Here is a 26,107-nt window from a genome sequence, read left to right as displayed (position 1 = left end):
AACGCACGCGCTACTGCGCACTGCAGCGATCGGTCTTTCAGCAACGCGCATGCCTCAGCGCCGGCGATAGTCCACATAATCGAACGCGAACGCATGGCGGGCATCGGCTGTGTGTCGCTCGCGCTGTACCGGTTCCCACACGGCCGGGTCGATCGGCGGAAAGTGGGTGTCGGCCTGCTCCACGATCGTGGCGACCTCGGTGACGGCCAGAACATCCGCCAGCTCCATCGTCAGCCGATACACCTCGCCGCCACCGATGACGCACAACTCCTGCGCGCCGGACGCATCGGCCTGCACGATCGCCTCATCGATCGAACTCACCGCCTGCATGCCCTCGAACGGCACCTGCGCCGAACGCGTCAGCACCAGATTCAAGCGCCCCGGCAACGCACGCCCCAACGACTGCGCGGTCATGCGCCCCATCAGGATCGGCTTGCCTAACGTCAGCGCCTTGAAGCGCTTGAGATCATCCGGCAACTTCCACGGCAATTCGTTATCGCGGCCAATGGCATTGTTGCGGTCGAAGGCGACGATCAAGGTGATTTTCATGCCTCAGCATACCGTGCAGGCAGGCTGCATCATGCGACCGCCACTCACACCGCAACCGGCGCCTTGATCGCCGGATGCGGGTCGTAACCGTCGATGGCGATGTCGTCGAAGCGGAACGCGAACAGATCGGTCACCTCCGGATTCAAGCGCAACGTGGGCAGCGCGCGCGGTGTGCGCGTCAGCTGCTCGCGCGCCTGCTCGAAGTGATTCGAATACAGGTGCGCATCGCCTAAGGTATGCACGAAATCGCCCACGCCCAGGCCGGTGGCCTGCGCCACCATATGCGTCAGCAATGCATAGCTGGCGATATTGAACGGCACGCCGAGGAAGATGTCGCCGCTGCGCTGATACAGCTGGCAGCTGAGCTTGTCGTTCACCACATAGAACTGGAACAGGCTATGGCACGGCATCAGCGCCATCTGCGCCAGCTCGCCCACGTTCCAGGCGCTGATCACCAGCCGGCGCGAATCCGGGTTGCGCTTGATCTCGTCCACCAGCCATTGCATCTGGTCGATTTCCACGCCGTCCGGGCCGGTCCAGCGCCGCCACTGCTTGCCGTAAACCGGGCCGAGATTGCCATCGGCGTCGGCCCATTCGTCCCAGATGCGGACCTGATTGTCCTTGAGATAACCGATATTGGTGTCGCCCTGCAGAAACCACAACAGCTCGTGGATGATCGAGCGCAGGTGCAGCTTCTTGGTGGTGACCAGCGGAAAGCCGTCGTTGAGGTCAAAGCGCATCTGCCAACCGAACACGCTGCGCGTGCCGGTGCCGGTGCGATCGGACTTGTCAGCGCCGTGTTCCAGCACATGCTGCAGCAGATCCAGATACGGCTTCACTTGGCAGCTCCCGCCACGGCGGTGTCCATCACCACCGGCTGCAACACCGGCGCGCGGCGCGACATCGCCAACAACACCAGCCCGCCAATGATCAACGGCAAGCTCAGGATCTGCCCCATCGTCAGCCAATTGAAAGCCAGGTAGCCGATCGGCGCGTCGGGCACGCGTACGAATTCCACGATGAAACGGAACACGCCATACAGCAGCGCAAACATGCCGGACACCGCATAACGCGCACGCGGCTTCAACGAGAACGCCCACAACACCACGAACATCACCACGCCTTCCAGCGCGGCTTCGTAGAGCTGCGAGGGATGGCGTGCGAACTGATTCAACGCGCCGGTGGCGTACTGCGCCTGGATCTGCGCCGGCAACTGGCCGGCCAATTCCGGCGCCAGCGGGAAGATCACGCCCCAGCCGGCCTGGGTGAACTTGCCCCACAATTCGCCGCCGACGAAATTGCCGAGCCTCCCGAAGCCCAGACCCAACGGCACCAGCGGCGCCACGAAATCCATCACATCGAAGAAATGCAGCCGGTGCTTGCGCGCCCATAGCCCGCAGGCGATCAACACGCCCAGCAGGCCGCCGTGGAAGCTCATGCCGCCTTGCCACACCTTGAACAAAATCAGCGGGTTGGCCAGCAAGCTGTCGAACGCATAGAACAGCATGTAGCCGATGCGCCCGCCCAGCACCACACCGAGCATGCCGTAGAACAACAGGTCGGAAAATCCGTCCATGTCCACACCCGGCAGGCGACCGCGCAGGATGCGCGAGCGGCCCAACGCCCAGGCGGAGAAGAACGCGGCCAGGTACATCAACCCGTACCAGTGCACCTGCACCGGGCCAAGCGAGAAGGCGATGGGGTCGATGGCGTGCAGATAGATCATGCGGACCGCGGATCACAAAAAAGCGAGGCGTCTATTCTGACATCTCGCACGCGCTCAGCCTAAGAGCTGGGGACGATCGGGCAGCTCGTCTTCATGCTGCGCGTTCGCAGCGGCCGGGAAATGCTCGCTCAACAGCTCGGTCACCGCCTCGATCCCGGCCAGCACCGCCGCCTCGTGCTCGCCATCGCGCAGGAATTCCTGCATGCGCCGACACACCTCCGCCCACTGCGCGCCCGGCACCTGGCTGCGCAGGCCGCGGTCGGCCACCACTTCGATAGCGTGGTCGGCCAGCAGCAGATAGAGCAGCACCCCGTTATTGGCGTCGGTGTCCCAGGTGCGCAATTGCGCAAAGGCCTGCTCGGCACGTTGGCGCGCGGTGTGCCCACGCCATAGCGCGCTCAGCGGCAGGTCGGCTTCCACCGCGACCATGATCTGACCGGTGTGGGTGCGCTCGCTGGCGGCGACCGCTGCGGCAATCGCGTCCATGCAACTGGCCGGGAAACTACGCTGCGCCGAGGGCGCAAAGACATGCCTGAGCCAACGCATTACCAGCTCCCCGAGGCGCCACCGCCTCCCGATGATCCGCCACCGCCACCCCAACCGCCGCCGAACCCGCCACGGCCGCCCCCAAATCCGCCGAACCCGCCGCCGCCCCAGCCACCACCGCCGACGAAGCGCCCCGGCGATCCGGATGCTAGCCCCGCCAGCAGCCCGATGACCGCCGCGCCAACGCTGGCGAACAACAATGAAGTGAAGAGCAGTGCGGCACCGCCGGCTGCGACGCCGGTCAGCAATGCGCGCAGCGGCCGCGGCAACGCGCCGAGAATGCCGCGCGCCACCATCGCAACAACGAAACCGATGACCAACGCCATGATCCACCCGCCGCCACCGACCGAGCCATTGCCCAAGCCGCCATCGGCATGCCCGCTGACCGGAGCGGGCAAGGCCTCGCCCTCGATCAAACCGGCCAGCGTCGCAGTCGCAGCGCTGATGCCGCCCGCGTAGTCGCCCTCACGGAAGCGGGGCGCGAGGTACTCCTGGATGATGCGGTTGGCGGTGATGTCGGGGATCGCGCCTTCCAGGCCGTAACCGGGCTGGATCCGCACACGGCGGTCGTCCTTGGCCACCAGCAGCAACACGCCGTCGTCCACGCCCTTGCGCCCGATCTTCCACTGGTCAAACACGCGCTGGGTGTATTGCTCGATCGCCTCCGGCTGGGTGGTCGGCACGATCAGGATCTGCAACTGCGCCCCCTTGCGCTGCTGCAAAGCCAGCGCCTGCTGCTCCAGCTGCTGGACCTGGGCGGCATCCAATGTGCCGGTGACATCGACCACTGGCGAGCGTAGCGGCGGAATGGGCGCAAGGTCCTGCGCCAGCAGCGATACCGGCAGCAGCAGTAGCGCCATCATCCACAACACCCACATGTACGTCTGCCGCATTACTAACTCCTACCTGATGAGCACTGACAGTTAATCAGCACTGACACTTAGCTTCCCTTCTCCCTGCGGGAGAAGGTGCCCCGCAGGGGCGGATGAGGGTACGGAGCGAAGCCTCGTGCAGTTTGAACGGCACAGAGGCTTCGCTCCGTACCCTCACCCCAACCCCTCTCCCGCTGGAGAGGGGCTTGATATCCCGCTTCTGAAGTTAGTACTAATCCAGCAAGCGCGTAGATTGACATGGCTAACCCATGCGCTTGGCTAACCCATGCGCGTGCCGCAGCATGCCTTAGAGCACAACACGCAGGCATGCTTACTGCGCAGGCTGCGGCTGCGGTTGCTGCACAGGCTGCTGCTGCGGCGCCTGTTGGTTACCGAAATCAACCTGCGGCGCACGTGAGATCTGCGCTTCGTTTTCCACAGTGAAATTCGGCTTGGGCTGATACCCGAAGATCTTGGCGGTGATCACCTGCGGGAAGGAACGGATATAGGTGTTGTATTCCTGCACCGTCTGGATATAACGGCCGCGCGCCACGGTGATGCGATTTTCGGTGCCTTCCAGCTGTACCTGCAGATCGCGGAACGACTGATCGGATTTGAGCTGCGGATAGTTCTCGCTGACCACCAGCAGGCGCGACAGCGCGCTGCCGAGTTCGCCCTGCGCTTGCTGGAAATTCTTCAGCGACGCTGCGTCGTCGGCGTTGACCTGAATCTGCCCGACACGCGAGCGCGCATTGGTCACTTCGGTCAGCACCTGGCGCTCCTGCTGGGCGTAGCCCTGCACCGTGCGCACCAGATTGGGAATCAGATCGGCGCGGCGCTGATATTGATTCAGCACTTCCGACCAACCTGCCTTGACGCCTTCCTCCTTCTGCTGGATCGCGTTGTAACCGCAACCGGACAGCGAGACGGTCAGCATCAGCAACACCAGGGCGCGAATCAGGACAGGCATGCAGGCGACTCCGTAGAAGAGAGCCGCAGCATGCCATGTGGCAAGTCAAGCCGGCATGCACATGCGCCCGCCTGGCGGGTTGTTCCACTGGGCGATCAGTTCTTGGATTAAGAACAACCTCAGTTCGAACGCATCGGTGCGCGCGCGGTCGCTAGGCGCGGCAGAGGCTGGTAATTGTTAAAGAGAGTCACTACGCGCCACACGAACGCCGGGCTCTTCCGCTGACGCACTCGCACTCGCACTCGCACTCTGATGCGTCGCATCGCCATGTACGTCTCCACGCTTTCGCTAAGCAATCGCCTACAAGGGCCTGGCTGCCACGGCGCGGGCATGAGCAGCCGCTTTCAGAACACCCGCGGCAACAGAATCAGCCCCCAACACAGCAGCACATTGATCAGCAGCAAGAACACCGCCGCCGAGCCCATATCCTTTGCGCGGCCAGCCAGCACATGGTGTTCCGGGCCGTAGCGCTCGATCACCGCCTCGATCGCCGAATTCAACAATTCGGCGGCCAGCACGATCAGCAATGGCGCAATCAGCGCGATGCGCTCCAGACCGGACTGACCGAGCCACAGCCCCAGCGGCACCAGCACCACGGCCAGGCAGACCTCGAGCCGAAACGAAGATTCATGCAGCCATGCCGCGCGCAATCCCTGCCACGACCAGATCGCCGCCTTGAGCATGCGGCGCGGGCCGCGCGGCACGTGTCCCAGTTGATCGGCCACGCGTCAGCGCTTCCGGCCGCAAGGGCGTATCAGGGGACGGATCGAACGCATGGTGTGGTCGCTACTCAGGAAAGGCCGAATTCTGCACCGTGGCGCTGCGCACCGCCAGGGCGTGGCCACCCGTCCGAACAGCTGCCGTTGGGCCTACAAGGCAGTCGGATCCTGCCGCAAGGCGCACCATCTGCCGCATGGTCGGGCCTGGCCCGGCGAAGCGATCTGCGCGCAGTGCGGTGCCACACCCTGAAAGCCAACGGGTTTGCCCTCCGCTTCCAGCCTGTCGCACCATGGCGGTCCGCTTCACTGCCGCAGGCTCTCTCGCATGATCAAGTATCCCTTGCGCACACTGCTGTGCGCCCTTGCGTTGTTGTCCGGCCACGTCCACGCCGACACCACACACACCGCGCCGCAAGTCCCGGCGCAGGTCTCCAATGCCGCGTGGGAAAACGACATGCAGCGCTTTGCCGACAGCGATGCGCTGCAGCCGCCACCCAAGCACGGCATCGTGTTCGTCGGCAGCTCGTCGATCCGCTTCTGGGACAGCCTGGCGCAGGATTTTCCCGGCAAGCCGGTGATCAATCGCGGCTTCGGCGGCTCGGAAGTGCGCGACAGCACCTGGTATGCGGACCGCATCGTCATCCCGTACGCGCCGCGCCAGGTGGTGCTGTATGCCGGCGACAACGATCTCAACAGCGGCCGTACACCGGAGCAGGTGCGCGACGATGTGCTGGCGTTCGTAACGCGCCTTCGGCGCGATCTACCGAAGGCGCGCATCAGCTATCTGTCGATCAAGCCCAGCCCGTCGCGCGCGCATTTGCTGCCGGCAATCGTGACTGCCAATCGCCTGATCAAGGACGCACTCGCGCCGCTGCCGCGCGTGGACTACGTGGACGTTTACACGCCAATGCTGGATGCCAGCGGCAAGCCGCGCCCGGAGTTGTTTCGCGAGGACATGCTGCACATGACTGCCGACGGTTACGCGATCTGGCGCAAAGCGGTGGCACCGGTGTTGGAGCAGAAGTAAGACCAGGCAGATCGGCCAACAAAAGACGCCCTCAGGCCACCACCACCGCCACCGACGTCCCCACATCGGCCTCGCTATGCAATTCGATCCGCCAACCGAAGCGGTCGCACAGCCGGCGTACGATCGACAGCCCCAGGCCGGTGCCCTGCGGGCGTGTGGGATCGGCGCGAAAGAATGGCTCGAATGCACGTGCACGTGCTTCTTCGCTCATGCCGATGCCGGTATCGCGCACGATGATGCGGTCCTGGGTCACTTCAACTTCGATGCTGCCGGTGTCGGTGTAGGCACAGGCATTGCGCAGCAGGTTGCTGAGCACCACGCGCATCACCCGCGGCGGGGCGAACATCTGCAGGCTGCGATCGCCGACCATCTGCAACGACACCGGCTTGTCGCCGAGCAGTTCACGCGCGCTGTCGACTTCTTCGCTGGCCAGTTCGGCGGCGTCGAAGGTTTCGCTTTGCGGGTCGATTTCGGCCTCGCGCGCCAGGATCAGAAACGCATCGATCACCGCTTCCATATCGTGGCCGGCCCGCTGGATACGGCGCAGGCTGCGTTGCGTGCGCGGCGACAATTCGTCGTCGGCCAGGGCCATGTCGCTGGCCACGCGGATCACCGTCAGCGGCGTGCGCAATTCATGACTGGCATCGCGGGTGAAATTGCGTTCGCGCGCAACGTGTTCGCTGACCCGTTGCCCCAGCGCATGTAACGCTGCGGCCAACTGCCGCGTTTCGCCCTGCAGTTCGGCGGGCAATCGTTCCGGCGCCAACTCATCCACATCCGGATTGCGCGGGTCCCACTGCGAAACGCGCCGTGCGAGCCAGCTGATCGGCGACACCAGGCGTTTGGAGATGCGATAGGTAAACCACGACACGCCATAGATCGACAGCAACACCACGATCGCCGGCACCACGCCGTACCACAAGGTCAGATGGGCGGCGCGCGAGCGCGAAAACACCAGATACAGGCGCCCTTCCGGACGTTGATCGACATACACCAGCGCGTCGGCAGCGGCCACTTCGCTGAAGCCTCGCGGCAACCGTTGCAACACCGGCGGTGCGCTGTCGCCGAGCTTGCCGGCAGGCGAGAAATAGCCCTGGATATTGCGCGTATTCGGCGGCGGGTTGTTCGGCGCACTCTTGTGCAGGCGCCAGAAATGCACCGCCTCGTCGGCCAGTACGGTGCGCACCAGGCTGTACTTGATCACGAAGGAGATCAGATAGCCGCCAAGGACGATCGCCAGACTCGCCAGTGCGACCTGCAACAGGAAGGCGAGACGTATTTTTCGTGGGAGCCCGTGCGGCATTGCGGCATCCAGGGAGAGCGCCGGATTAGAGGCAACGCTTCCGTGAGCCCGTCGTGCAACCAGCCGGCAGCACGCGGAAGCGAGCGGCGCGTGAGCGCCTACAGGAAAAGCCGGCCGCCAGAAGGCGACCGGCCAGTGACATCAGGCCATCGGCTGGGCGATGTCGGCGATGCGATAGCCGGCGCTCTGCACGGTGTGCAGCAGGGGGCGATCGAACGGCTTGTCGATGATCTTGCGCAGGTTGTACAGATGGCTGCGCAAGGTGTCCGAATCCGGCAACCCGTTGCCCCATATCTCGCGCTCGATTTCCTGGCGGGTGACCACACGCGGCGATTCGCGCATCAGGATGGTGAGCAACCGCAGGCCGATCGGCGAGAGCTGCAGCTCGGTGCCGGCACGGGTGGCGCGCATGCTCACCGGGTCGAGCACCAGGTCGGCGACCTTGAGCACTTCCGAACCCACCTGGCGACGCTCGCGGCGGATCAGGGCACGCAAGCGTGCTTCCAGTTCCTGAATCGCGAACGGCTTGGTCAGGTAGTCGTCGGCGCCGAAGCCCAAGCCGGTGAGCTTGTCGTCCAGCGTGTCGCGGGCAGTCAGCATCAGCACCGGGGTGGACTTGCGTGCGTCGTTGCGCAGGCGGCGGCACACTTCGATGCCGTCCAGGCGCGGCAGCATGAGATCCAGCACGACCACGTCGTAGCTGTTCTCGGCGGCCAGACGGTAACCGTCCAGTCCGTCCTGCGCATAGTCGACCTCGAAGCCACGGCCTTCCAGGTACTCGCCGATCATTTCAGAGATATTGCGATTGTCTTCGACGACCAGCACGAGGCCGGACGTTTCCTTGGTCTGACGCATGGACTTTCCTCGGTCTTCAGCTTTGTGAAACATGCCGGATCGACGGTGGAAAGGGCGTGAAGGACCGGCGACGTTCTGTGACAGGCGACGCCTAGCGGCCGAGCAGTGGACGCAGCGCCGGCCAGACCGTTTCCAGCACCTTCGGCTGAGCTGCGGCGGTCGGATGCAAGCCGTCAGCCTGCATCAGCCCCGGCTGTAACGCGACCTTTTCCAGGAAGAACGGCACCAGCGCGGTCTTGTACTGTCTGGACAGGTCGGCATAGGTCGCCTTCAGGCGTTCGCGGTAGGCAGGGCCGTAGTTCGGCGGCACATCGATACCGAGCAGCAGCACCTTTGCGCCGGCCTGCTGGCTGAGCTGGATCATCTTTTCCAGATTGCCCTTGAGCTGGGCCGGGGTCAGGCCACGCAACGCATCATTGCCGCCAAGTTCGATCACAACGACGCCGGGGTGATGCTTTTCCAGCAGGCCGGGCAGTCGCGTCAATGCGCCGGAGGTGGTCTCGCCACTGATGCTGGCATTGACGACCGTCGGTGGCGTCGCCATGTCACGCTTCAGGCGTTGGTCCAGCAGAGTGACCCAGCCGGACTGCACTGGGATGTTGTGCGCAGCGCTCAAGCTGTCGCCCACGACCAGGATCGGTGCGGTTGCCACCGGACTTTTGGCAGAGGCAATTCCCGGCGCAAGCAGGGACAGTGTCAGCAGCCACAGGACCAGCGCGCCATATCGCAGTGTTCTTTCACGCATTCGGAGATTCCTCATCGACAGTCTGGCCCCCCGCCCCAGCACCCGCACCGCCATCGACGTCCGCGAGGTCGGCAAGTCCGTCAGTGGACCGGAGGGAACACTCCACATCCTCGATAACGTGAGCTTGACGGTCAGTGAAGGCGACAGTATCGCCATTGTCGGCGCGTCGGGCTCGGGCAAGACCACCCTGCTCGGCCTGCTTGCCGGGCTGGACCTGCCCAGCCGCGGCAGCATCGCGCTCTCCGGCCAGGACCTGGGCCAGCTCGACGAAGAGGCCCGTGCCGCCTTGCGCGCGCGCGAAGTCGGCTTCGTGTTCCAGAGCTTCCATCTGCTGCCGGCACTGACCGCCGAAGAAAACATCGCACTGCCGCTGGAACTGGCCGGGCGCGAAGATCCAGCGCGGGTGCGCGAGGTGTTGGAGGCGGTGGGCCTGAGCGCACGTGCGCGCCACTACCCGCGCCAGCTATCCGGCGGCGAGCAGCAACGCGTGGCGCTGGCACGCGCATTCGTGGCCAGGCCACGCATCCTGTTCGCCGATGAGCCCACCGGCAGCCTCGATCAGACCACCGGCGCGCAGATCAGCGACCTGCTGTTCGCGCTCAATGCCACCAGCGACACCACCCTGGTGCTGGTCACCCACGACATGACGCTGGCGCAGCGCTGCCACCACATCTACCGCATCGACAGCGGCCGCCTGCACGCTCAGACCGGTCCGGCCGCATGAACGTGCTGCGACAGGCCGCGCGCGCGGTGCGGCGCGAGTTCCTAGCCGGCGATCTGCTGACCGTGTTCGCCGCGCTGGTGCTGGGCGTGGCGGTGATGACGGCGGTCGGCACGCTGGTCGACCGGGTGACGTTGGCGCTGACCTCCAGCGCGGCCGAAGTGCTCGGCGGCGATCTGGGCGTGACCGGCCGCCAGGAGATTCCATCCGACTTCGCTGCTGAAGCGCAGCGACGCGGGCTGCAGAGCACGCGCATGGTCAGCTTCCCTAGCGTGTTGTTCCATGGCGAGTCCAGCCAGATGGCCAACATCCGCGGCGTCGGCGCAGGCTACCCGCTGCGGGGTCAGTTGCTGGTCTCCAAGGACAGCGCTGGCACAGAAGGCAACATCGCCAGCGCACCGCCGCCGGGTCAGGCCTATGCCGACCCGCGTCTGCTGGAGGCGCTGGGCCTGCGGGTGGGCGAGCAGCTGGAATTCGGCGCCGGCCATCTCACCATCACCGGCGTGCTGCGTGCCGAACCGGATGCCTCCGGCGAGCTGATGCAGCTGTCGCCGCCGTTGTTGGTCAATCGCGCCGATATCGACGGTGCCGGCCTGCTCGGCCCAGGCAGCCGCGCCTCGTACCGGCTGATGTTTGCCGGTGCGCCAGAAGCCATCGCCGACTTGCGCGCCTGGTTGAAGCCACGCGCCAGCGAATACCGTCTTGTCGGCATCGAAGACACCCAGCGCGGCATGCGCGCGGCCTTCGATCGCGCCGGCCGCTTCCTGGCCTTGTCGGCGCTGCTGGCGGTGCTGTTGTCGGGCGTGGCCACCGCATTGGCGGCCAACCGGTTTGCGATGCGCCGCATCGACACCGTCGCCGTGTTGCGCTGCCTGGGCGCACGCCAGCGCGACATCCTGGCGATGCTGTCGCTGCAATTGCTGCTCACCGCGATTCCGGCCTGCCTGGTCGGGATCGGGCTGGGCATGCTGGCGCAGGAAGGCCTGGTGCAGGCGCTCGGCAGCCTGATTCCGAACCGGCTGCCGTTACCGCAGGCGACCCCTGCCCTGGCTGGTGCAGGTATCGGGTTGGTGCTGTTGCTGGGCTTCGGCCTGCCGCCGCTGCTGCGGCTGCGCAACGTGCCGCCGATGCGCGTGCTCAACCGCAGCTTCGCCGCAGTACCGCCGAGCTCGTTGCTGGTCTACGCCGCTGCGTTGGCGGCCACGCTGGCGCTGACTGTCTATGCCACCGGCAATCTGGTGCTCGCTGGCTGGGTGCTCGGCGGGCTGGCTGCGTTGGCGCTGGTGGCGATGGCCCTGGGGCTGGGGCTGCTCACGTTGTTGCGGCCGATCCAGCATCGCCTGCGTGGCTCCTGGAAGCTCGGTCTGGCCTCGCTGACGCGGCGGCGCGGGCTGAGCGTGGTGCAACTGGTCGGGCTGTCGCTGTCGCTGTGCGCGCTGTTGCTGCTGGCCGTGGTCGGCCCCGGCCTGCTCGGGCAATGGCGCGATCGCCTGCCGGTGGATACGCCCAACTATTTCCTGATGAACATCCAGCCCGAGCAGACCGCGCCGGTGCTGCAGACGCTGCGCGGACTGGGCGTGAACGATGCGGCCGTGGAGCCGTTTTCGACCGGGCGCCTGGTGGCGATCAACGACAAGCCGCCGGCACGCGGCGACCGTGATCCGGCCGACGATGGCGACGGCGACAACCGCCCGGTCAATTTCTCCTGGCGGCATGCATTCCCCCCCGCAAATACGTTGCTGGAAGGCAAATTCTGGGCAGCCGACAGCACGGCACCAGAGGCCTCGGTGGAGGAAGGCTGGGCGCAGCGGTATCAACTCAAACTCGGCGACCGCATCACCTTGTTGCTGGGCGAACAGCAGCGCAGTTTCACCGTCACCAGCATCCGCAAGGCCGACTGGGATTCGTTCCGGGTCAATTTCTTTTTGCTGCTCAATCAAGGTTCCGTCGGCGATGCGCCGTACAACCTGATTTCCAGCTTCCATCTGCCGCCCGGCAACGCGCCCAAGCTGGCGTCGCTGAGCCGCGACTACCCCAACATTTCGGTGCTGGATATCGACGCCATCCTCGGCCGCGTGCGCGAGGTCATCGACCAGGTGGCGCAGGCGGTGCAACTGGTCATGGGCTTCAGCCTGCTGGCAGGCGTGCTGGTGCTGCTGGGGGCCTTGCAGGCCACCGCAGGCGAGCGTCGCTATGACAGCGCGGTGCTGCGCACGCTGGGCGCGCGTCGCGGCCAGTTGCGTGGCGCGGTGCTGGTGGAGTTCGGCGCGCTCGGCCTGCTGGCGGCGACGCTGGCGGTGACCGCAGCGGCGGTGATCGGTGCGGTGGTCGGGCGCCAGGCGTTCGAAATTGCGTTGACGCCGGATTGGCCGCGTCTGCTGATCGGCGGCGCCTTCGGGCTGGCGCTGAGTCTGTTGGCCGGTTGGTCGGGCACCCGGCGCATTCTTTCGACGCCGCCGGCGTTGGCGTTGCGGGCGGAGTAAGAATGCACCACAAAGCGACTGCGCTGCCCCAGGCGGCGCTCGCTGCGTCGATACCCACTCATCGACGTAAAGACAGTTGAGCTCGAATCGGGTGGCGCCAAGTTGCGTCGCCCGTCATGCCGGGTCGCATATACCTGCAGCGCATAAGCACGTTGCCAATCGTACGTTCGCAGCGGCGGCACGACTGCCTAGAGTGGTCTGTCCGGTCGCCGGCCCAGGCGGCCTTTCGTTGCCGTCGAGGTGCCACCGTCATGGCCAGCGTCACTTCCGCCGCGCGTGCGCAGACCCCGCGCGATGCGGTTTCCACAGTGCAAGCTTCCGGCGTGCAGATCCTGCCGTTCGATGCCCCGCTGGGCGCCGAAGTGATCGGCCTGGATCTGTCGCAGCCGCTTGATGCGGACACCTTTGCGCGCATCCATCAAGCGCATCTGGAGCACCATGTGCTGGTGTTCCGCGACCAACGCATCAGCCCCGCGCAGCAGGTCGATTTCAGCCGGCGCTTCGGCCCGCTGCAGATCCATGTGCTGCGCAATTTCCAGTTGCGAGGGCATCCGGAAGTGCTGGTGGTGTCCAACATCAAGGAAAACGGCGAACCGATCGGTCTGGGCGATGCCGGGCATTACTGGCACTCGGACCTGTCGTACAAGGAAACGCCCAGTCTGGGCTCACTGCTGCACGCGCAAGAGCTGCCCAGCGAGGGCGGCGACACCTTGTTCGCCAATCAGCATCTGGCCTGGCAAACCTTGCCCGATGCGCTCAAACGCACCGTGCAGGACCTGCGCGCCGAGCACAGCTATCTGGCCAAGTACGAAGAGCTGCGTGCGCGCAATCCGTGGCGTCCGGCGCTGACGGCCGAACAGATCGCCGAAGTGACACCGGTGCAGCATCCGATCGTGCGCACGCATCCGGAGACAGGCCAGAAAGCGCTGTTTGTCAGCGAACATTTCACCACTCGCATTGTCGGCTTGCCCGACGACGAAAGTGATGCGCTGCTGCAGGCTCTGTTCGAACACAGCACCCGCGAGGCATTGGTGTATCGGCATCGTTGGCAGCCGCACGACATGGTGTTCTGGGACAACCGCTCGGTGATGCATCTGGCCGCCGGCACGCCGGACCACCTGCGTCGCCGACTCAACCGCACCACCATCGAAGGCGATGCGCCGTTCTAAAAATCGTGCGCCGCCGCGTGGGTCTCATGGCTCGTAACGCGCTTTGAGATGCGCCCTTCCCTCCCCCTTTCGACTGGAGCGCCGCATGCGTTTGACCGTCACCTCTCACGCACCTTCGCAGCGCCGACTGTTGTCCCGGCGTATTGCATTGCTGCTCCTGGCTGCGTTGCCGTTGTTGTTCAGCGCACACGCGCAGGCCGAAGGAAAACTGCGCGTCGCCAAACAGTTCGGCATCGTCTATCTGCTGCTGGACGTGGCGCAGGATCAAAAGCTGATCGAACAGCAGGGCAAGGCGGCTGGCGTGGACATCGACGTGCAGTTCCTGCAGTTGTCCGGTGGCGCGGCGGTCAACGATGCCTTGCTGACCGGTTCGATCGATATCGCTGGTGCCGGCGTCGGGCCGTTGTTCACCATCTGGGACCGCACGCATGGCCGCCAGAACGTGCGCGGCGTGGCATCGCTGGGCAACTTTCCGTATTACCTGATCAGCAACAATCCGCGCATCAAGTCCATTGGCGATTTCACCCCGCAGGACCGGATTGCGGTGCCGGCCACCGGCGTGTCGGTGCAGTCGCGTTTTCTACAGCACGCTTCGCAGCAACGTTGGGGCGACAAGGGCACGCATCAGCTGGATGCGCTGCAGGTCGCATTGCCACATCCGGATGCGGCCGCCGCGATCATCCGTGGTCGCACCGAGATCACCGCGCACTTCGCCAGCCCGCCGTTCCAGGAGCAGGAACTGGCGCGTAACCCGGCCGCGCATATCGTGACCAGCTCCTACGAGATCGAAGGCGGCCCCTCGTCGGCGACGGTGCTGTATGCCACCGAAAAATTCCGCCGCGACAATCCCAAGACCTATCGCGCCTTCGTCGCCGCGCTGGATCAGGCGGCACGTTTCGTCACTGCGCATCCGGAACAGGCGGCGGATATCTTTCTGCGCCGCAATGGCTCGAGCATCGACCGCGCGCTGGTGTTGCAGATCCTCAAGGACCCGAAAGTGCAATTCACCGTGGTGCCGCAGAACACCCTGGGGCTGGGCAAGTTCATGCAGCACAGCGGCGCGATCAAGCAGACGCCGAGCAAGCTGAGCGACTACTTCTTCGACGACCCGCTGATTGCGGGCGGGAGCTGAGCGATGCCCACGCCGATGCCATTGCTGCAGGTCGACCACGTCAGCCTGGAATACGCCTCCGCGCAGCGCGTGGTGCGTGCCACCCACCGCGTGCGTTTCGATGTGCATGAAGCCGATCGCTTCGTGCTGCTGGGCCCCTCGGGTTGCGGCAAATCCACCTTGCTCAAGGCGGTGGCCGGCTTCGTCACCCCGCGCGAGGGGCAGATCCGTCTGGATGGCAATGCGGTCACCGGGCCGGGGCCGGACCGGGTGGTGGTGTTCCAGGAATTCGATCAACTGGCGCCATGGAAGACCGTACGCGAGAACGTGGTGTTCGGCCTGCGCGCGGCACGCAAGCTCTCGCGTGCCGAAGCGCGCGAACGTGCTGACGGCAGTCTGGCGCAGGTCGGTCTGAGCGCCTTTGCCGATGCCTATCCGCACACCTTGTCGGGCGGCATGAAGCAACGCGTAGCGATCGCGCGCGCATTGGCGATGCGCCCGCGCGTGTTGCTGATGGACGAGCCCTTCGCCGCACTCGATGCATTGACGCGTTCGCGCATGCAGGAGCAGGTGCTGGAGCTGTGGGAGCAATCGCGCTTCACCTTGCTGTTCGTCACCCACTCGATCGAAGAAGCCCTTGTGGTCGGCAATCGCGTGCTGCTGTTGTCGCCGCATCCGGGCCAGGTGCGCGCCGAACTCAACGCGCATGCATTTGGCCCGCAGAGTGCCGGCAGCGTGGCGTTTCAGCAGACCGCGCAGCGTATTCATCGGCTGCTGTTCGACCTGCCCGACGACACGCTGGACGACGACAAGGTGGCACCGCTGCGCCGCCCGGCCGTGCGTCAACGCGAGGCGCTGCCATGAGCCATAGCGACGCCACCGCGCTGCCGCCGATCCCGCCGGTGCGGCCCGAGTACGAACGTGCACTACAACCGCTGGACCCCGCATTGATCGCCACCGCCGCAGCGGCGCGCTGGCAGGCGCCGCCGTGGCTGCGCAATGCGCTGGTGCTGGTGGTGCTGGTCACCGGGAGATCGCCGCGCGCGTGGTTGGCGATGATCTGATGCTGCCCAGCGCCCTGCAGACAGCACGCGCGTTTTACGATGGACTGCTGTCGGGCGAATTGCTGCGCCGTGTGGGCGCCTCGCTGCGCGTGCTGGCGCAGGGTTACGCGCTCGGCGTGGTGCTGGCCTTCGTGCTGACCGCGCTGGCCGCCTCCACGCGCTGGGGCCGCGATGTGCTCGGCACCTTGACCGCCATGTTCAACCCCCTGCCGGCCATCGCGCTGCTGCCGCTGGCCCTGCTGTGGTTCGGCCTGGGCACCGGCAGCCTGGTGTTCGTGCTGGTGCATTCGGTGCTGTGGCCGCTCGCGCTGACCACCTATGCCGGCTTCCAGGCAGTACCGGAAACCCTGCGCATGGCCGGGCGCAATTACGGGCTGCGTGGGCCACGCTACGTGGCGCAGCTGCTGATCCCCGCCGCGCTGCCGGCGATCCTGTCCGGGCTGAAGATCGGCTGGGCGTTCGCCTGGCGCACCTTGATCGCCGCCGAGCTGGTGTTCGGCGCCACCTCCGGCCAGGGCGGTCTGGGCTGGTACATCTTCCAGAACCGCAACGAGCTGTATACCGACCGCGTGTTCGCCGGCCTGGCAATGGTGATCGTGCTGGGTTTGCTGGTGGAAGGGGTAGTGTTTCAGGCGATCGAGCGACTGACCGTGCGCCGCTGGGGGATGCAGCGCTAGCGGGGTGACCGTGGGCGCGGCTAGGCGTGGCCAGGCGTTTTGCCGGGCCGTGCTGCAGGCAGGGGTTTCGTGCTGACCACCAATGGCCTGAACCCACGTGCCGGGCTCATCGGCACGGTCGCGTGCGCTTAACGGGGCTGGCTTATGCTGCCGGCCCCTTACCTGCCGTCTGCCGTCATGCCTACTGCCCCCTTCACTGCCTATCTGTATCCGGTGCTGTTGTTGCTCGCCAGCAATGTGTTCATGACCTTCGCCTGGTACGGGCACCTGAAGTACAAGAGCACGCCGCTGATGATCGCGATCCTGGTCAGCTGGGGCATCGCGTTCTTCGAGTACTGCCTGCAGGTGCCGGGTAACCGCCTGGGCAGCGCGGTGTACTCGGCGCCGCAGCTCAAGGGCATGCAGGAAGTGATCACACTGCTGGTGTTCGCCGGCTTCTCGACGTTCTACCTGGGCCAGTCGTTGAAGTGGAATCACTGGGCCGCGTTCGGCCTGATCCTGGTCGCGGCATTCTTGATGTTCAAGGAATAAGGCTAATGCTCCGTAGGAGCGCGCTGGCGCGCGATGAGGCGTTACCGATGAAGCCTCAATCGCGCGCCAGCGCGCTCCTACGACATCCGGGTGGCTAGTTCGCCGGTTCGACCCATTGCGCGAACACCGCATCGAGTTGCGCGTCCTTGACCCGCTTGCCCTTCTGCACGGTCTCGGCCTGCTGGAACATCGGCACGATCATCGCCATGCCGTCCGGCTTGGTCTTCAGATGCAGACCGGGCGGCGTGTCGAGGAACTTGGCCCAACGCGTGCGCACCTTGGCCCAGTAGCCCTGGGTGCCCTTCCAGTACGCATAGGCCGGGGCGAAATCGACCTCGGTGGTCTTGCGATAATCGTTGAAGCCGAACTCGCGCGCGATCGCCTCCTGGCTGCCATCGGGCTTGCGCAGCACCTTGGTGTTGAACTGTTCGTGGGTCCAGCCGTTGGGCGTGAGCGTGTGGCGATTGATCACCGACAGCGCGTTGTAGTCGCTGCGCTTGGTGTATTCGCGGCGCGGCAACGGGCGCCAGCTCAGATCGCTGGTCCAGGTGGGATGGCCGTCGGCGTAGTCCCAGCGGCCGGTGCCGCAATAGCGCGGCGCGTCGCTGACTTCATACACGCACTGCGTCCAGGCGCCGGTGGTGACTGCCGGCGGCAGCGCATGCACCGTCCAGGTCTGCTCGGCGGTGAATTCGAAACGTTGCGGCGCTTCGTAGATCCAGTCCTGGCGCCAGTGCTTGGTCACATGCTTGCTCTTTTCGTCCACCAGCAGATGCTGCAGCACCAGCTTGCGCGGTGAATCCTCCACCACGATCACCACTTCGCTGGCGCCGCTGCGCATGGCCGAGGCACGTTCGTAACCGGGCTTGAGCAGCACGGTCTCGTCGAAGGCGAAGTCCACGGCGTATTCGCCCTGCATCGCCAGGATGCTCTGGCGATCGCGCTGGGCGTCGGCGGCGGCAATCAACGGCAACAGGCTCAGCGTCAGTGCGATACAGCGGGGAAACAGTGGGCTCATCGGAACTCTCGTTGGTGGTCTCAGGAACGTCAGCGGCGCAAGCGCACCAGCGACGTCGTCATGTCGGATGGATCAGTATTGCTTGATGAGGTGGAGTCAGCGCGCAAGGCCGCAGCGCGTGCGCAGCAGCAATCATCCACCGCCACGCGTCCGTCGATGCCCTCCTCGCGCGCCAGGCGTGCGGCCACTTCCGCACCCAGTGCCGAGACTGTCGCCAGGCTGGCGACAAACGGTTGTTCGCGAGTGGCGGCGGTCTGCAGACGCAGCGCGCTCAATCGCCACGCCTCACCGCGCATACGGCCGGCCAGACGACGCCACAGCCGCTCGCCGACGCCCAGCTCATGGGTGTCCATCGGCAGCGGCGGCAGGCGCGAGACCAGGCGATCCCAGATCAAAAAATCGCTGTCCGGCAAAAGGCAGATCCGCCAGCAGCAGTGTCCCTCGGCATCGAAGAACCAGATGCTTTCGCGCACGCCGTCGCTGTCGACCTGCCGGCATGCCGCCGCATCCACCGCGTGCTGCCAGCCATCCAGCTCGTTGCCCAGCGCGGGCCGATACAGACATAGCACCGTGCCCAGGGCCGCCAGCTGCTGCGGACGCGGCAGCGCGGCGCGGGTGGCACGTGCATGCGACAACTGCGGCAGTGGGCGGGCGCTGGTCATGGCCGCTACCAGCTCACGGCCAGGCTGACCGAGGCGGTGCGCCCGGCGCCGGTGAAGCGGTCGAGCACCGTGCTGCTGGCCAGCGTGCCGTTGGGCAGCGCGTTCCAGTCCACATAGCGGCGGTCGGCCAGATTGAAGATGCCGGCGGTGACCTTGGCGCCGGGTGCAAATTCCCAATGCCCCATCAGATCCAGCGTGGCGTAGCCGGCCGGCGTGTAATAGCTGTCCAGCTGCGGGCGGCGTTTGCGTGCAACCAAGGTGCCGATCAACTCTGCGCCCCAGCTGTCGCTGTCGAAGGCCACCCCGAAGGTGCCACGCAGCGGGTCGACCGAATTGAGCGGCGTGTCATCGGTGAGATTGTCGCCTTCCGAATAGGCGACGGCGCTGTTGAGCGACCAGCCCTGCCAACCCGCCAGCGCGCCCAGATCGACACCGGCACGTGCTTCGGCGCCCTTGATCACCACATCGTCCACGTTGCGCGACTGGAACAGCATCAGCCCATCGGCGTTGAAGCCGGCCGGCGCATACGATTCGATGAAGTTGCGGTAGTCGGTGTAGTACACGGCGACGCCCAGATACCCGATCGCGTCGTTGAAGCGCAGACCCAATTCGCCACCACGGCTGGTCTCCGATTTCAGGTCCGGATTGGCGATGGCGGTGTAGCGCGCCTGCAGATTGGTGAAGCCGATATTGACGTCGTTGTACGGCGGGGCGCGGAAGCCGTGCGCGTAGTTGGCATACGCCGACCACGCATCCGAGAAACGCCACACCGCACCGAACTTGGGCGAGACCTGGGTTTCGTCGATGGTCGCAGCGGCAACGCCGGGATTGTCTTCGCGGAAGATATCGTCCACCTGCGGTGAGAGGCGGAAATAATCCACGCGCACGCCGGGTGTCAGCGACAGCTTGCCGTCGAACAGGCGGATCTCGTCCTGCGCGTATAACCCGAGCTTGGTAGTTTCGCTGTTGGGGAAATCGCGCACCGGGAACACGTCCTGACCGACCCGGTTGGTCACCACGCCATTGGCCAGATTCACCGAATACCCGTCGCGCTTGGCGCGGGTGTCGGTCCAGGTGCCATCCAGACCGTAAGTGATGTCGTGGCTGAGCGTGCCGGTGTCGATGGACTTGTGCGCGTTGATCAGCAGCCCGTACACGCGCTGATCGAAATTGTGTTCGTTGTGGCGGCGCGTGTTGTTGCCGCGCAACTCATCGGTACGCTGCAGGCTCTCGCTATCCTGGCGATACAACTGCCACTGCAGATCGTCGGCGAGCGCCCGATCCAGTGCATCCAGCTCGTGCCGCAGCGAGACGCGCGCACGGGTCTGATGATCGCGCCCTTCCTGCGACAGAATGCGCAGCGAGGCCATCGCGTTGCGCGGGTCGATACCGGTCAGGGCATCGATGCTGCCGTAGTCTTCGTTGCCTTCCACGGTGAGCTTGAAGCGCTGCTGCGCGCTAGGCGCGTAGACGAGTTTGGCGAGCACGCTGCGGCCGTCGATGCGCTGCGGATTGGCTGCGGTGCGGGTGAAATCGCGGCTACGGTTGTCGCCCTGGTTCTGCGCTTCCTGACCCTGGCGATGACTCACCGCCACCATGCCGCTCCAGCGTTCGCCGCCGAATGCGCCGGTGGCACCGGCGAACAGGCCGTTCCAGTCGCCTTCGTAGCCGAACTTCAGGCCGACGTAGCTGTGCTTGTCGGCGCTGAGATAATCGGATGGATCCTTGGTAACGAAGGCCACCACGCCACCCAGCGCGTCGGAGCCGTACAGGGAACTGGCCGGCCCGCGCACCACTTCGACGCGTTTGAGCGTTTCCAGATCGACGAAGTTGCGGTTGGCGTTGAGGTAGCTGCCGAAGCTGAAGGTGTCCGACACCGGGACGTTGTCGACCAGGATCGCCACACGGTTGCCGTCCAGCCCGCGGATGCGGATGCCGTTGGCGCCGGTGAAGCGGCCGCTGGTGCTGGTCACCGACACGCCGGGCGTGTAACGGAACAGATCCTTGAGCTCGCGCACCAGTTGGTTGTCGAGTTGTTCGCGGTCGATCACATCCACCGTGCTCGGCACATCGACCAGCGCGCGCTGGGTACGCGTGGCAGTGACCTGCAGCCGGTTGAAGTCGTGCACCTCACGCGCGGTATCCCCGCTGCCGTCGAGTTCGGCAGCATGGGCACACAACGGAACAGCAGGCAGCGCCAGCGACAGCGCGACCACCAGCGGATGCAGGCGGATCATCGGAAACCTTCGAGAAGAACCCCCGACAGCGCGCGCTATGGCAGACGCCGCGAGCGGCAGCCGAGGGTAGAGAATGAAGTGGCGGGCGGCGGCGGCAACGCCCGCGGCAGACAGTTCCAATACCTGCGTTAGCGGGCATCGGCGGGGGAGCAACTTAGAACATCGTGCGCGGCAATCAGGGCTGCGAGTGGCGAACGAGTGCGGCTGATGCTGGGCACCTGCCGACCTCGACACCGACCGCGCCCGCTTGGCGGTGCGCAGCGGGTTATCGGCGGTGTTACTTGGTCAGGATGAGCTTGTCGTTGCTGGTATGGCGCAGGCGATAGACGCGATCGCCATGCTGAATCAGCACTTCGCGACGGCCCTTGAGCAGCGCCTCGCTGCTGATGACGTCTTCTGCGGGGACAGCACGCGGGACGGCGCGGTCGCGCAGGTTGACCGGTTCGGAGCGAAGCAGCACGGGGTGAGCGGTCATGATCTGGATCTCCAGTCGGTTGGCCAGACAAATAATAACCATTCTCATTTAATGATCAAGAGCCATTCTCATTTGAGCGACTGGATCTTTAGATCAATCCACTTAATTCGATTGCATTTATCAATCGATACGCAAAGCGGTCGTAGGCGCAGCTCCATCGTGCGTCGTGAAAAGCCTGCCCTCTCACATTTCAGCTGGAGCCGACCTGGCCCAGCTGGATCAAGAACCCACCTCTCAACGCGTGACCTCTTCCACCCGCGCCCAGTCAGCTGCATCGACCTTGGTCAGCGTCTCCAACGCGCCGAGATTTTCTTCCAGCTGCGCCACCCGGCTGGCGCCGAGAATCACCGTGGACACATGCGGGTTGCGCAGGCACCAGGCGATGGCCAGGCGTGCGGGCGACTGGCCCAACTCGGCGGCCAGCGCGCAGAACGCGCGGGCACGTTCCAGGCGGCGGGCCTCCGGTGCACCCAGCACTTCGTCCTGCAACCAGTGATTGCCCGGCTGGCCCAGGCGGGTGTCGGCGTCCACGCCGGCGTTGTACTTACCGGTCAGCAGGCCCGAGGCCAGCGGCGACCAGATGGTGGTGCCCAGCCCGGCTTCGCATAGCGGGGCATACTCGCGCTCCAGCCGGTCGCGATGCAGCAGGTTGTACTGCGGCTGTTCCATCGACGGGGCGTGCAAATGCTCCTGCTCGGCGATGGCGATCGCGGCACCCAACTGTTCGGCGCTCCATTCGGAGGTGCCCCAGTACAGCACCTTGCCCTGGCGGATCAGTGCGTCCATGGCGCGCACGGTTTCCTGGATCGGCGTGTCCGGATCGGGCCGGTGGCAGAAGTACAGATCCAGATACTCCACGCGCAGGCGCTTGAGTGCGGCATGGCAGGCATCGGTGATGTGCTTGCGCGAGAGTCCGCGCTGGGTCGGGCGCGGGCTGTCCACCGCGCCGAAGAACACCTTGCTCGAGACGCAATAGCCATCGCGCGGCAGGCGCAGGTCGGCGATGACATCGCCCATCACTTCTTCGGCGCGGCCGCGTGCGTAGACCTCGGCGTTGTCGAAGAAATTGATGCCGTTGTCCCAGGCGGCAGCAATCAGGTTGCGCGCTTCGCTGCGCCCGATCTGCTTGCCGAAGGTGACCCAGGCCCCGAACGACATGGCCGACAGCTGCAGCCCGGTGGAACCCAGACGACGGTAATGCATTGGCAGACTCCAACAACCTCCGCGGCGCCCTGCCCCGGATCGGCGTGCGCAGTGTAGGACGTGAGGTTGCTGGGGCGACAGGGCGTGGCATGTTGGTCACATGATCGACCGCGGAATCTCCAGATATTCCGCCTGCATGCGGCCAGTGCTTGTGGATCAGCCGCTGCGAAAAGTGGGAGCGTGGTGTCGCGTCCGGGGGCGGGACCGTGTGGCGGCATGGATGCCGCCACCGAGCCTTCAGGGACGGATTCACGGCGTGTCCCGCTCCCGCCCGCGACATCTGACGGCTTTTTGAGAAAGCCTCGGTCACTGAGGGGCGCTTGCGCGCGTACCGGCGTGGGACACGCCGCAAGTACGGCCGTGTAGGCTCTTCTGCGGCATCCATGCCGCAGAAGGTCCCACGCCGGTACGCGCGCAAGCACCTTCGGCTGCAGTCGGCAACTGATAGAAAAGCAGCGCTTGGTTGCCCGATCGAGTTTCGGAGCGGGCCTTCGCTGGCGGCATACGGCCGCCGAGTCGACGCCGCACATCCCCGACTTTGCGCAAGCGTGGCTCACCCACTTGCCAACTCCACCCTACCCGCGCCCGCTGCATCTCGGTTGCGGGCTGACGGGGAGCGTCTGAACACCGCTCGCCTTGCCCACCGTCACCCCCTGCTCTAGGCTTCTCGGTTTGCCGTCTGCGCCGGGGAATGGAATGGTCGAAGGTTTGGGAAGGATCGGCTTTGGCCTGTTCGGTCTGGCGGTGCTCATCGGCATCACCTGGCTGTTTTCGAACAACCGCCGCGCGATCGACTGGAAGCTGGTTGCCACCGGTCTGGCGCTGCAGATTTCGTTCGCCGCACTGGTGCTGCTGGTGCCGGGCGGGCGCGACGTGTTCGACTGGCTAGGCCAGGGCTTCGTGAGGGTGCTGAGCTTCGTCAATGAGGGCTCCAGCTTCATTTTCGGCAGCCTGATGGACATCAACAGCAACGGCTTCATTTTTGCGTTTCAGGTGCTGCCCACCATCATCTTCTTCTCCGCGCTGATGGGCGTGCTCTACCACCTGGGCGTGATGCAGGTGGTGGTCCGCGCGATGGCCTGGGCGATCACAAAGGTGATGCGCGTGTCGGGGGCGGAAACCACCAGCGTGTGCGCCAGCGTATTCATAGGCCAGACCGAAGCGCCGCTGACGGTGCGCCCGTACATTCCCAAGATGACCCAGTCCGAGTTGCTGACGATGATGATCGGCGGCATGGCGCATATCGCCGGTGGCGTGCTGGCAGCGTACGTCGGCATGCTCGGCGGCAGCGACCCTGCGCAGCAGGCGTTCTACGCCAAGCATCTGCTCGCCGCCAGCATCATGGCCGCGCCCGCCACCCTGGTGGTGGCCAAGTTGCTGGTGCCGGAAACCGGCACCCCGCTGACCCGCGGCACGGTCAAGATGGAAGTGGAAAAGACCACCAGCAATGTCATCGATGCGGCTGCGGCCGGCGCCAGCGATGGCTTGCGGCTGGCGCTGAATATCGGCGCGATGCTGCTGGCCTTCATCGCGCTGATCGCGTTGATCAACGCACCGCTGACCTGGCTGGGCGATGTCACCGGCGCCGCCAAGGCGCTAGGCCATCCGACCAACCTGTCGACGATCTTCGGCTACGTGCTGGCGCCGATCGCCTGGGTGATCGGTACCCCGTGGGTGGACGCGACCACGGTCGGCTCGCTGATCGGCCAGAAAGTGGTGATCAACGAGTTCGTCGCCTACAGCGAACTGTCGCGGATCGTGAAGGGCGAAGTGCCGGGCGTGGGCCTGAGCGCCGAAGGCCGGCTGATTGCCACGTATGCACTGTGCGGCTTTGCCAACTTCAGCTCGATCGCGATCCAGATCGGCGGCATCGGCGGGCTGGCACCGGAACGCCGTCACGATCTGGCCAAGTTCGGGCTGCGCGCCGTGCTCGGCGGTTCGATCGCAACGTTCATGACCGCTACCATTGCCGGCGTGCTCTCGCATTTCGGTTGAGGTGGCGCGGGTTCATCGGCGTGCCGGTCTAATCGCCGCACGCCACGTTTCATTCAGTCATTCAAGTCAAGGGTATTTATGAGTTCGGTCGTCGTTGTCGGGTCCTTCAATGTCGATCACGTGTGGCGCTGTGATGTCCTGCCCGCGCCGGGTGCCACCATCGCCGGTCGCTACAGCACCGGCCCGGGGGGCAAGGGATTCAATCAGGCGGTCGCGGCCGCACGTGCCGGCGCCAAGACGCATTTTTTGTGCGCGCTGGGGGACGATGCCGGCGGTGCGCTGGCGCGCTCGCTGGCGGCGCACGATGGCTTTGCGCTGATCGCCGAGCCCAGCAATGAGCCGACCGGCACCGGCGGTATCTATGTCGATGCGCATGGCCGCAACACCATCGTGATCGGTGCCGGCGCCAACTCGGTGCTGAGCGCCGCGTTCGTCGACAACCAGCGCGCGCTGGTCGCCTCGTCCCGGGTGTTGCTGGCGCAGCTGGAATCGCCGGCGGAAACCATCGAATCGGCGTTGGCATTGGCGCGTGAGTGCGGCGTACTGACCGTGCTCAACGCCGCGCCGGCCAATGCGCCGACCTCGATCGGTCTGCTCAAGCTGTCGGATGTGCTGACGCCCAACGAAACCGAATTTGCCGCCCTGCTCGGCCGCCATGTCGGCGAGCGCATCAACGCCGACGATGTGGCCGCGCTGGACGGCAACACGCTGCATTCGCTATGCCGCAAGTTGCTGCCGGGCGGCACCGTGGTGGTGACCTTGGGTTCGGTGGGCGCGTTCATTTCGCACGCCGAAGAACAGCTGCGAGGCGACACCGCCGCGCATTACCGCGTGGGTGCGGAAAGCGCGCAGACGGTGGACACCACCGGCGCCGGCGATGCCTTCAACGGCGCGCTGGTGGCCTCGCTGGCGCAGTCGCCCGGCGCCAGCTTCAACACCCACGTGCGCTTTGCCACTCGCTATGCCGCACGCTCCACCGAAGTGGAAGGCGCTGCTACCTCGATGCCGCGAATGGTGCCCGAACCGGCCATGTGATCCGCACGCTTCACGCGACGACGAAGGCGACCGCAGCAATGCGGTCGCCTTTTGCGTTCAGGGCGTTGGCATGCACGCTAGAGACTGTTTTCGATTAGAGAACGGCCTGATGAGACCTGTCTGCCGACGGATGCTGCGAACCGCGCGCTCAGCGGAACCTCGGTCTTCTTCCTCGGACAGTCGTTCGGGTAAGGAGGCGAGGCGTGATGCAGTGTCGGGCGCCCGTACCCTCATCCGGCGCTGACGCGCCACCTTCTCCCGAGGGGAGAAGAATGGAGAAGCCCCTCTCCCCGCGGGCCGAGAAGGCGCTGCTTACGCGCCAGTAGCGCGTGTGCCTTGGAGCGCCCGCGCCGCGAGCGCGGGCAGGGGCGCGAAGCGGGGGTTGGGGTGAGGGTACGACGGAAGACAGTCAAC

Annotated in this window: 24 protein-coding genes and 1 pseudogene; 10 read left to right on the top strand and 15 right to left on the bottom strand. The window is 65.3% G+C overall.

The window, feature by feature from the left end:
• Nucleotides 1–54: 54 nt before the first annotated feature.
• From NYR97_RS13510 to NYR97_RS13480, 7 genes are all read right to left on the bottom strand, one after another.
• Nucleotides 55–549, bottom strand: a complete 495-nt coding sequence (locus NYR97_RS13510; RefSeq protein WP_316693809.1) for a dihydrofolate reductase — start codon at nt 547–549, stop codon at nt 55–57.
• Between the two features lie 44 nt (nt 550–593).
• On the bottom strand, nt 594–1,388 hold the full coding sequence (locus NYR97_RS13505) for a thymidylate synthase (protein ID WP_316693808.1): 795 nt from the start codon (nt 1,386–1,388) through the stop codon (nt 594–596).
• Complete coding sequence (gene lgt, locus NYR97_RS13500) at nt 1,385–2,275, bottom strand: prolipoprotein diacylglyceryl transferase (RefSeq protein ID WP_205392366.1); 891 nt, start codon at nt 2,273–2,275, stop codon at nt 1,385–1,387. The genes NYR97_RS13505 and lgt overlap by 4 nt, the downstream gene beginning before the upstream one ends.
• Before the next feature lie 54 nt (nt 2,276–2,329).
• Nucleotides 2,330–2,821 (bottom strand): TPM domain-containing protein, encoded by a 492-nt coding sequence (locus NYR97_RS13495; protein WP_316693804.1) that lies wholly within the window; start codon nt 2,819–2,821, stop codon nt 2,330–2,332.
• The gene (locus tag NYR97_RS13490) at nt 2,821–3,714 is read right to left on the bottom strand and encodes a TPM domain-containing protein (RefSeq protein WP_316693802.1); all 894 of its coding nucleotides are present in this window, start codon (nt 3,712–3,714) and stop codon (nt 2,821–2,823) included. Before NYR97_RS13490 ends, NYR97_RS13495 begins: the two co-directional genes overlap by 1 nt.
• Before the next feature lie 310 nt (nt 3,715–4,024).
• Entirely contained in the window at nt 4,025–4,663 is a 639-nt protein-coding gene (locus NYR97_RS13485) for a LemA family protein (RefSeq protein ID WP_316693801.1), read from the bottom strand.
• A gap of 344 nt (nt 4,664–5,007) precedes the next feature.
• Nucleotides 5,008–5,388, bottom strand: a complete 381-nt coding sequence (locus NYR97_RS13480; RefSeq protein ID WP_316693799.1) for a diacylglycerol kinase — start codon at nt 5,386–5,388, stop codon at nt 5,008–5,010.
• 319 nt (nt 5,389–5,707) lie between these two features.
• Here NYR97_RS13480 and NYR97_RS13475 point away from each other — a divergent pair, with 319 nt between their 5' ends.
• Complete coding sequence (locus NYR97_RS13475) at nt 5,708–6,409, top strand: SGNH/GDSL hydrolase family protein (protein WP_316693796.1); 702 nt, start codon at nt 5,708–5,710, stop codon at nt 6,407–6,409.
• Between the two features lie 31 nt (nt 6,410–6,440).
• On the opposite strand, the gene NYR97_RS13470 is transcribed toward NYR97_RS13475, so the two are convergent.
• The 3 genes from NYR97_RS13470 to NYR97_RS13460 form a co-directional block, all read right to left on the bottom strand.
• A complete protein-coding gene (locus NYR97_RS13470; RefSeq protein WP_205392370.1) occupies nt 6,441–7,712 on the bottom strand; it encodes a sensor histidine kinase in 1,272 nt (423 codons plus the stop codon).
• 141 nt (nt 7,713–7,853) lie between these two features.
• On the bottom strand, nt 7,854–8,567 hold the full coding sequence (locus tag NYR97_RS13465) for a response regulator transcription factor (RefSeq protein ID WP_002811889.1): 714 nt from the start codon (nt 8,565–8,567) through the stop codon (nt 7,854–7,856).
• A gap of 91 nt (nt 8,568–8,658) precedes the next feature.
• Complete coding sequence (locus NYR97_RS13460) at nt 8,659–9,327, bottom strand: arylesterase (RefSeq protein WP_316698230.1); 669 nt, start codon at nt 9,325–9,327, stop codon at nt 8,659–8,661.
• Between the two features lie 103 nt (nt 9,328–9,430).
• Here NYR97_RS13460 and NYR97_RS13455 point away from each other — a divergent pair, with 103 nt between their 5' ends.
• The 7 genes and pseudogenes from NYR97_RS13455 (at nt 9,431) to NYR97_RS13425 (ending at nt 17,068) form a co-directional block, all read left to right on the top strand.
• A complete protein-coding gene (locus NYR97_RS13455) occupies nt 9,431–10,036 on the top strand; it encodes an ABC transporter ATP-binding protein (RefSeq protein ID WP_023902758.1) in 606 nt (201 codons plus the stop codon).
• Nucleotides 10,033–12,516 carry an ABC transporter permease gene (locus NYR97_RS13450; RefSeq protein WP_316693789.1) on the top strand — a complete coding sequence of 828 codons (2,484 nt, stop codon included), beginning with the start codon at nt 10,033–10,035 and terminating at the stop codon, nt 12,514–12,516. The genes NYR97_RS13455 and NYR97_RS13450 overlap by 4 nt, the downstream gene beginning before the upstream one ends.
• Before the next feature lie 251 nt (nt 12,517–12,767).
• Nucleotides 12,768–13,685, top strand: a complete 918-nt coding sequence (locus NYR97_RS13445; RefSeq protein ID WP_316693787.1) for a TauD/TfdA dioxygenase family protein — start codon at nt 12,768–12,770, stop codon at nt 13,683–13,685.
• Nucleotides 13,686–13,770: 85 nt separating this feature from the next.
• On the top strand, nt 13,771–14,817 hold the full coding sequence (locus tag NYR97_RS13440) for an ABC transporter substrate-binding protein (RefSeq protein WP_316693784.1): 1,047 nt from the start codon (nt 13,771–13,773) through the stop codon (nt 14,815–14,817).
• 3 nt (nt 14,818–14,820) lie between these two features.
• Nucleotides 14,821–15,660, top strand: coding sequence for an ABC transporter ATP-binding protein (locus tag NYR97_RS13435; RefSeq protein ID WP_316693782.1), 840 nt, complete (start codon nt 14,821–14,823; stop codon nt 15,658–15,660).
• A pseudogene (locus NYR97_RS13430) lies at nt 15,657–16,537 on the top strand (ABC transporter permease). Before NYR97_RS13435 ends, NYR97_RS13430 begins: the two are co-directional and overlap by 4 nt.
• Nucleotides 16,538–16,714: 177 nt before the next feature.
• Entirely contained in the window at nt 16,715–17,068 is a 354-nt protein-coding gene (locus NYR97_RS13425; RefSeq protein ID WP_064630977.1) for a DMT family protein, read from the top strand.
• 94 nt (nt 17,069–17,162) lie between these two features.
• On the opposite strand, the gene NYR97_RS13420 is transcribed toward NYR97_RS13425, so the two are convergent.
• The 5 genes from NYR97_RS13420 to NYR97_RS13400 all read right to left on the bottom strand — a co-directional run bounded on the left by NYR97_RS13420 (nt 17,163) and on the right by NYR97_RS13400 (nt 22,663).
• Complete coding sequence (locus tag NYR97_RS13420) at nt 17,163–18,086, bottom strand: DUF6607 family protein (RefSeq protein ID WP_316693779.1); 924 nt, start codon at nt 18,084–18,086, stop codon at nt 17,163–17,165.
• A gap of 29 nt (nt 18,087–18,115) precedes the next feature.
• On the bottom strand, nt 18,116–18,748 hold the full coding sequence (locus tag NYR97_RS13415; RefSeq protein ID WP_316693777.1) for a Hemin transport protein: 633 nt from the start codon (nt 18,746–18,748) through the stop codon (nt 18,116–18,118).
• A 5-nt stretch (nt 18,749–18,753) separates the two neighbouring features.
• A complete protein-coding gene (locus NYR97_RS13410) occupies nt 18,754–20,985 on the bottom strand; it encodes a TonB-dependent hemoglobin/transferrin/lactoferrin family receptor (RefSeq protein WP_316693775.1) in 2,232 nt (743 codons plus the stop codon).
• 277 nt (nt 20,986–21,262) lie between these two features.
• The gene (gene hemP, locus NYR97_RS13405) at nt 21,263–21,502 is read right to left on the bottom strand and encodes a hemin uptake protein HemP (protein WP_023902748.1); all 240 of its coding nucleotides are present in this window, start codon (nt 21,500–21,502) and stop codon (nt 21,263–21,265) included.
• A gap of 192 nt (nt 21,503–21,694) precedes the next feature.
• On the bottom strand, nt 21,695–22,663 hold the full coding sequence (locus NYR97_RS13400) for a potassium channel beta subunit family protein (protein WP_316693773.1): 969 nt from the start codon (nt 22,661–22,663) through the stop codon (nt 21,695–21,697).
• A gap of 696 nt (nt 22,664–23,359) precedes the next feature.
• Here NYR97_RS13400 and NYR97_RS13395 point away from each other — a divergent pair.
• Nucleotides 23,360–24,658: a NupC/NupG family nucleoside CNT transporter gene (locus NYR97_RS13395; RefSeq protein ID WP_316693771.1), complete on the top strand. Its 1,299-nt coding sequence runs from the start codon at nt 23,360–23,362 to the stop codon at nt 24,656–24,658.
• 78 nt (nt 24,659–24,736) lie between these two features.
• Nucleotides 24,737–25,693, top strand: coding sequence for a ribokinase (locus NYR97_RS13390; RefSeq protein ID WP_316693769.1), 957 nt, complete (start codon nt 24,737–24,739; stop codon nt 25,691–25,693).
• Nucleotides 25,694–26,107: the final 414 nt, after the last annotated feature.

The organism is Xanthomonas hydrangeae (assembly GCF_032697525.1).
Classification (GTDB): domain Bacteria; phylum Pseudomonadota; class Gammaproteobacteria; order Xanthomonadales; family Xanthomonadaceae; genus Xanthomonas; species Xanthomonas hydrangeae.
The sequence above is the reverse complement of the archived record's forward strand: the minus strand, read 5'-3'. Positions and strand labels throughout refer to the sequence as shown.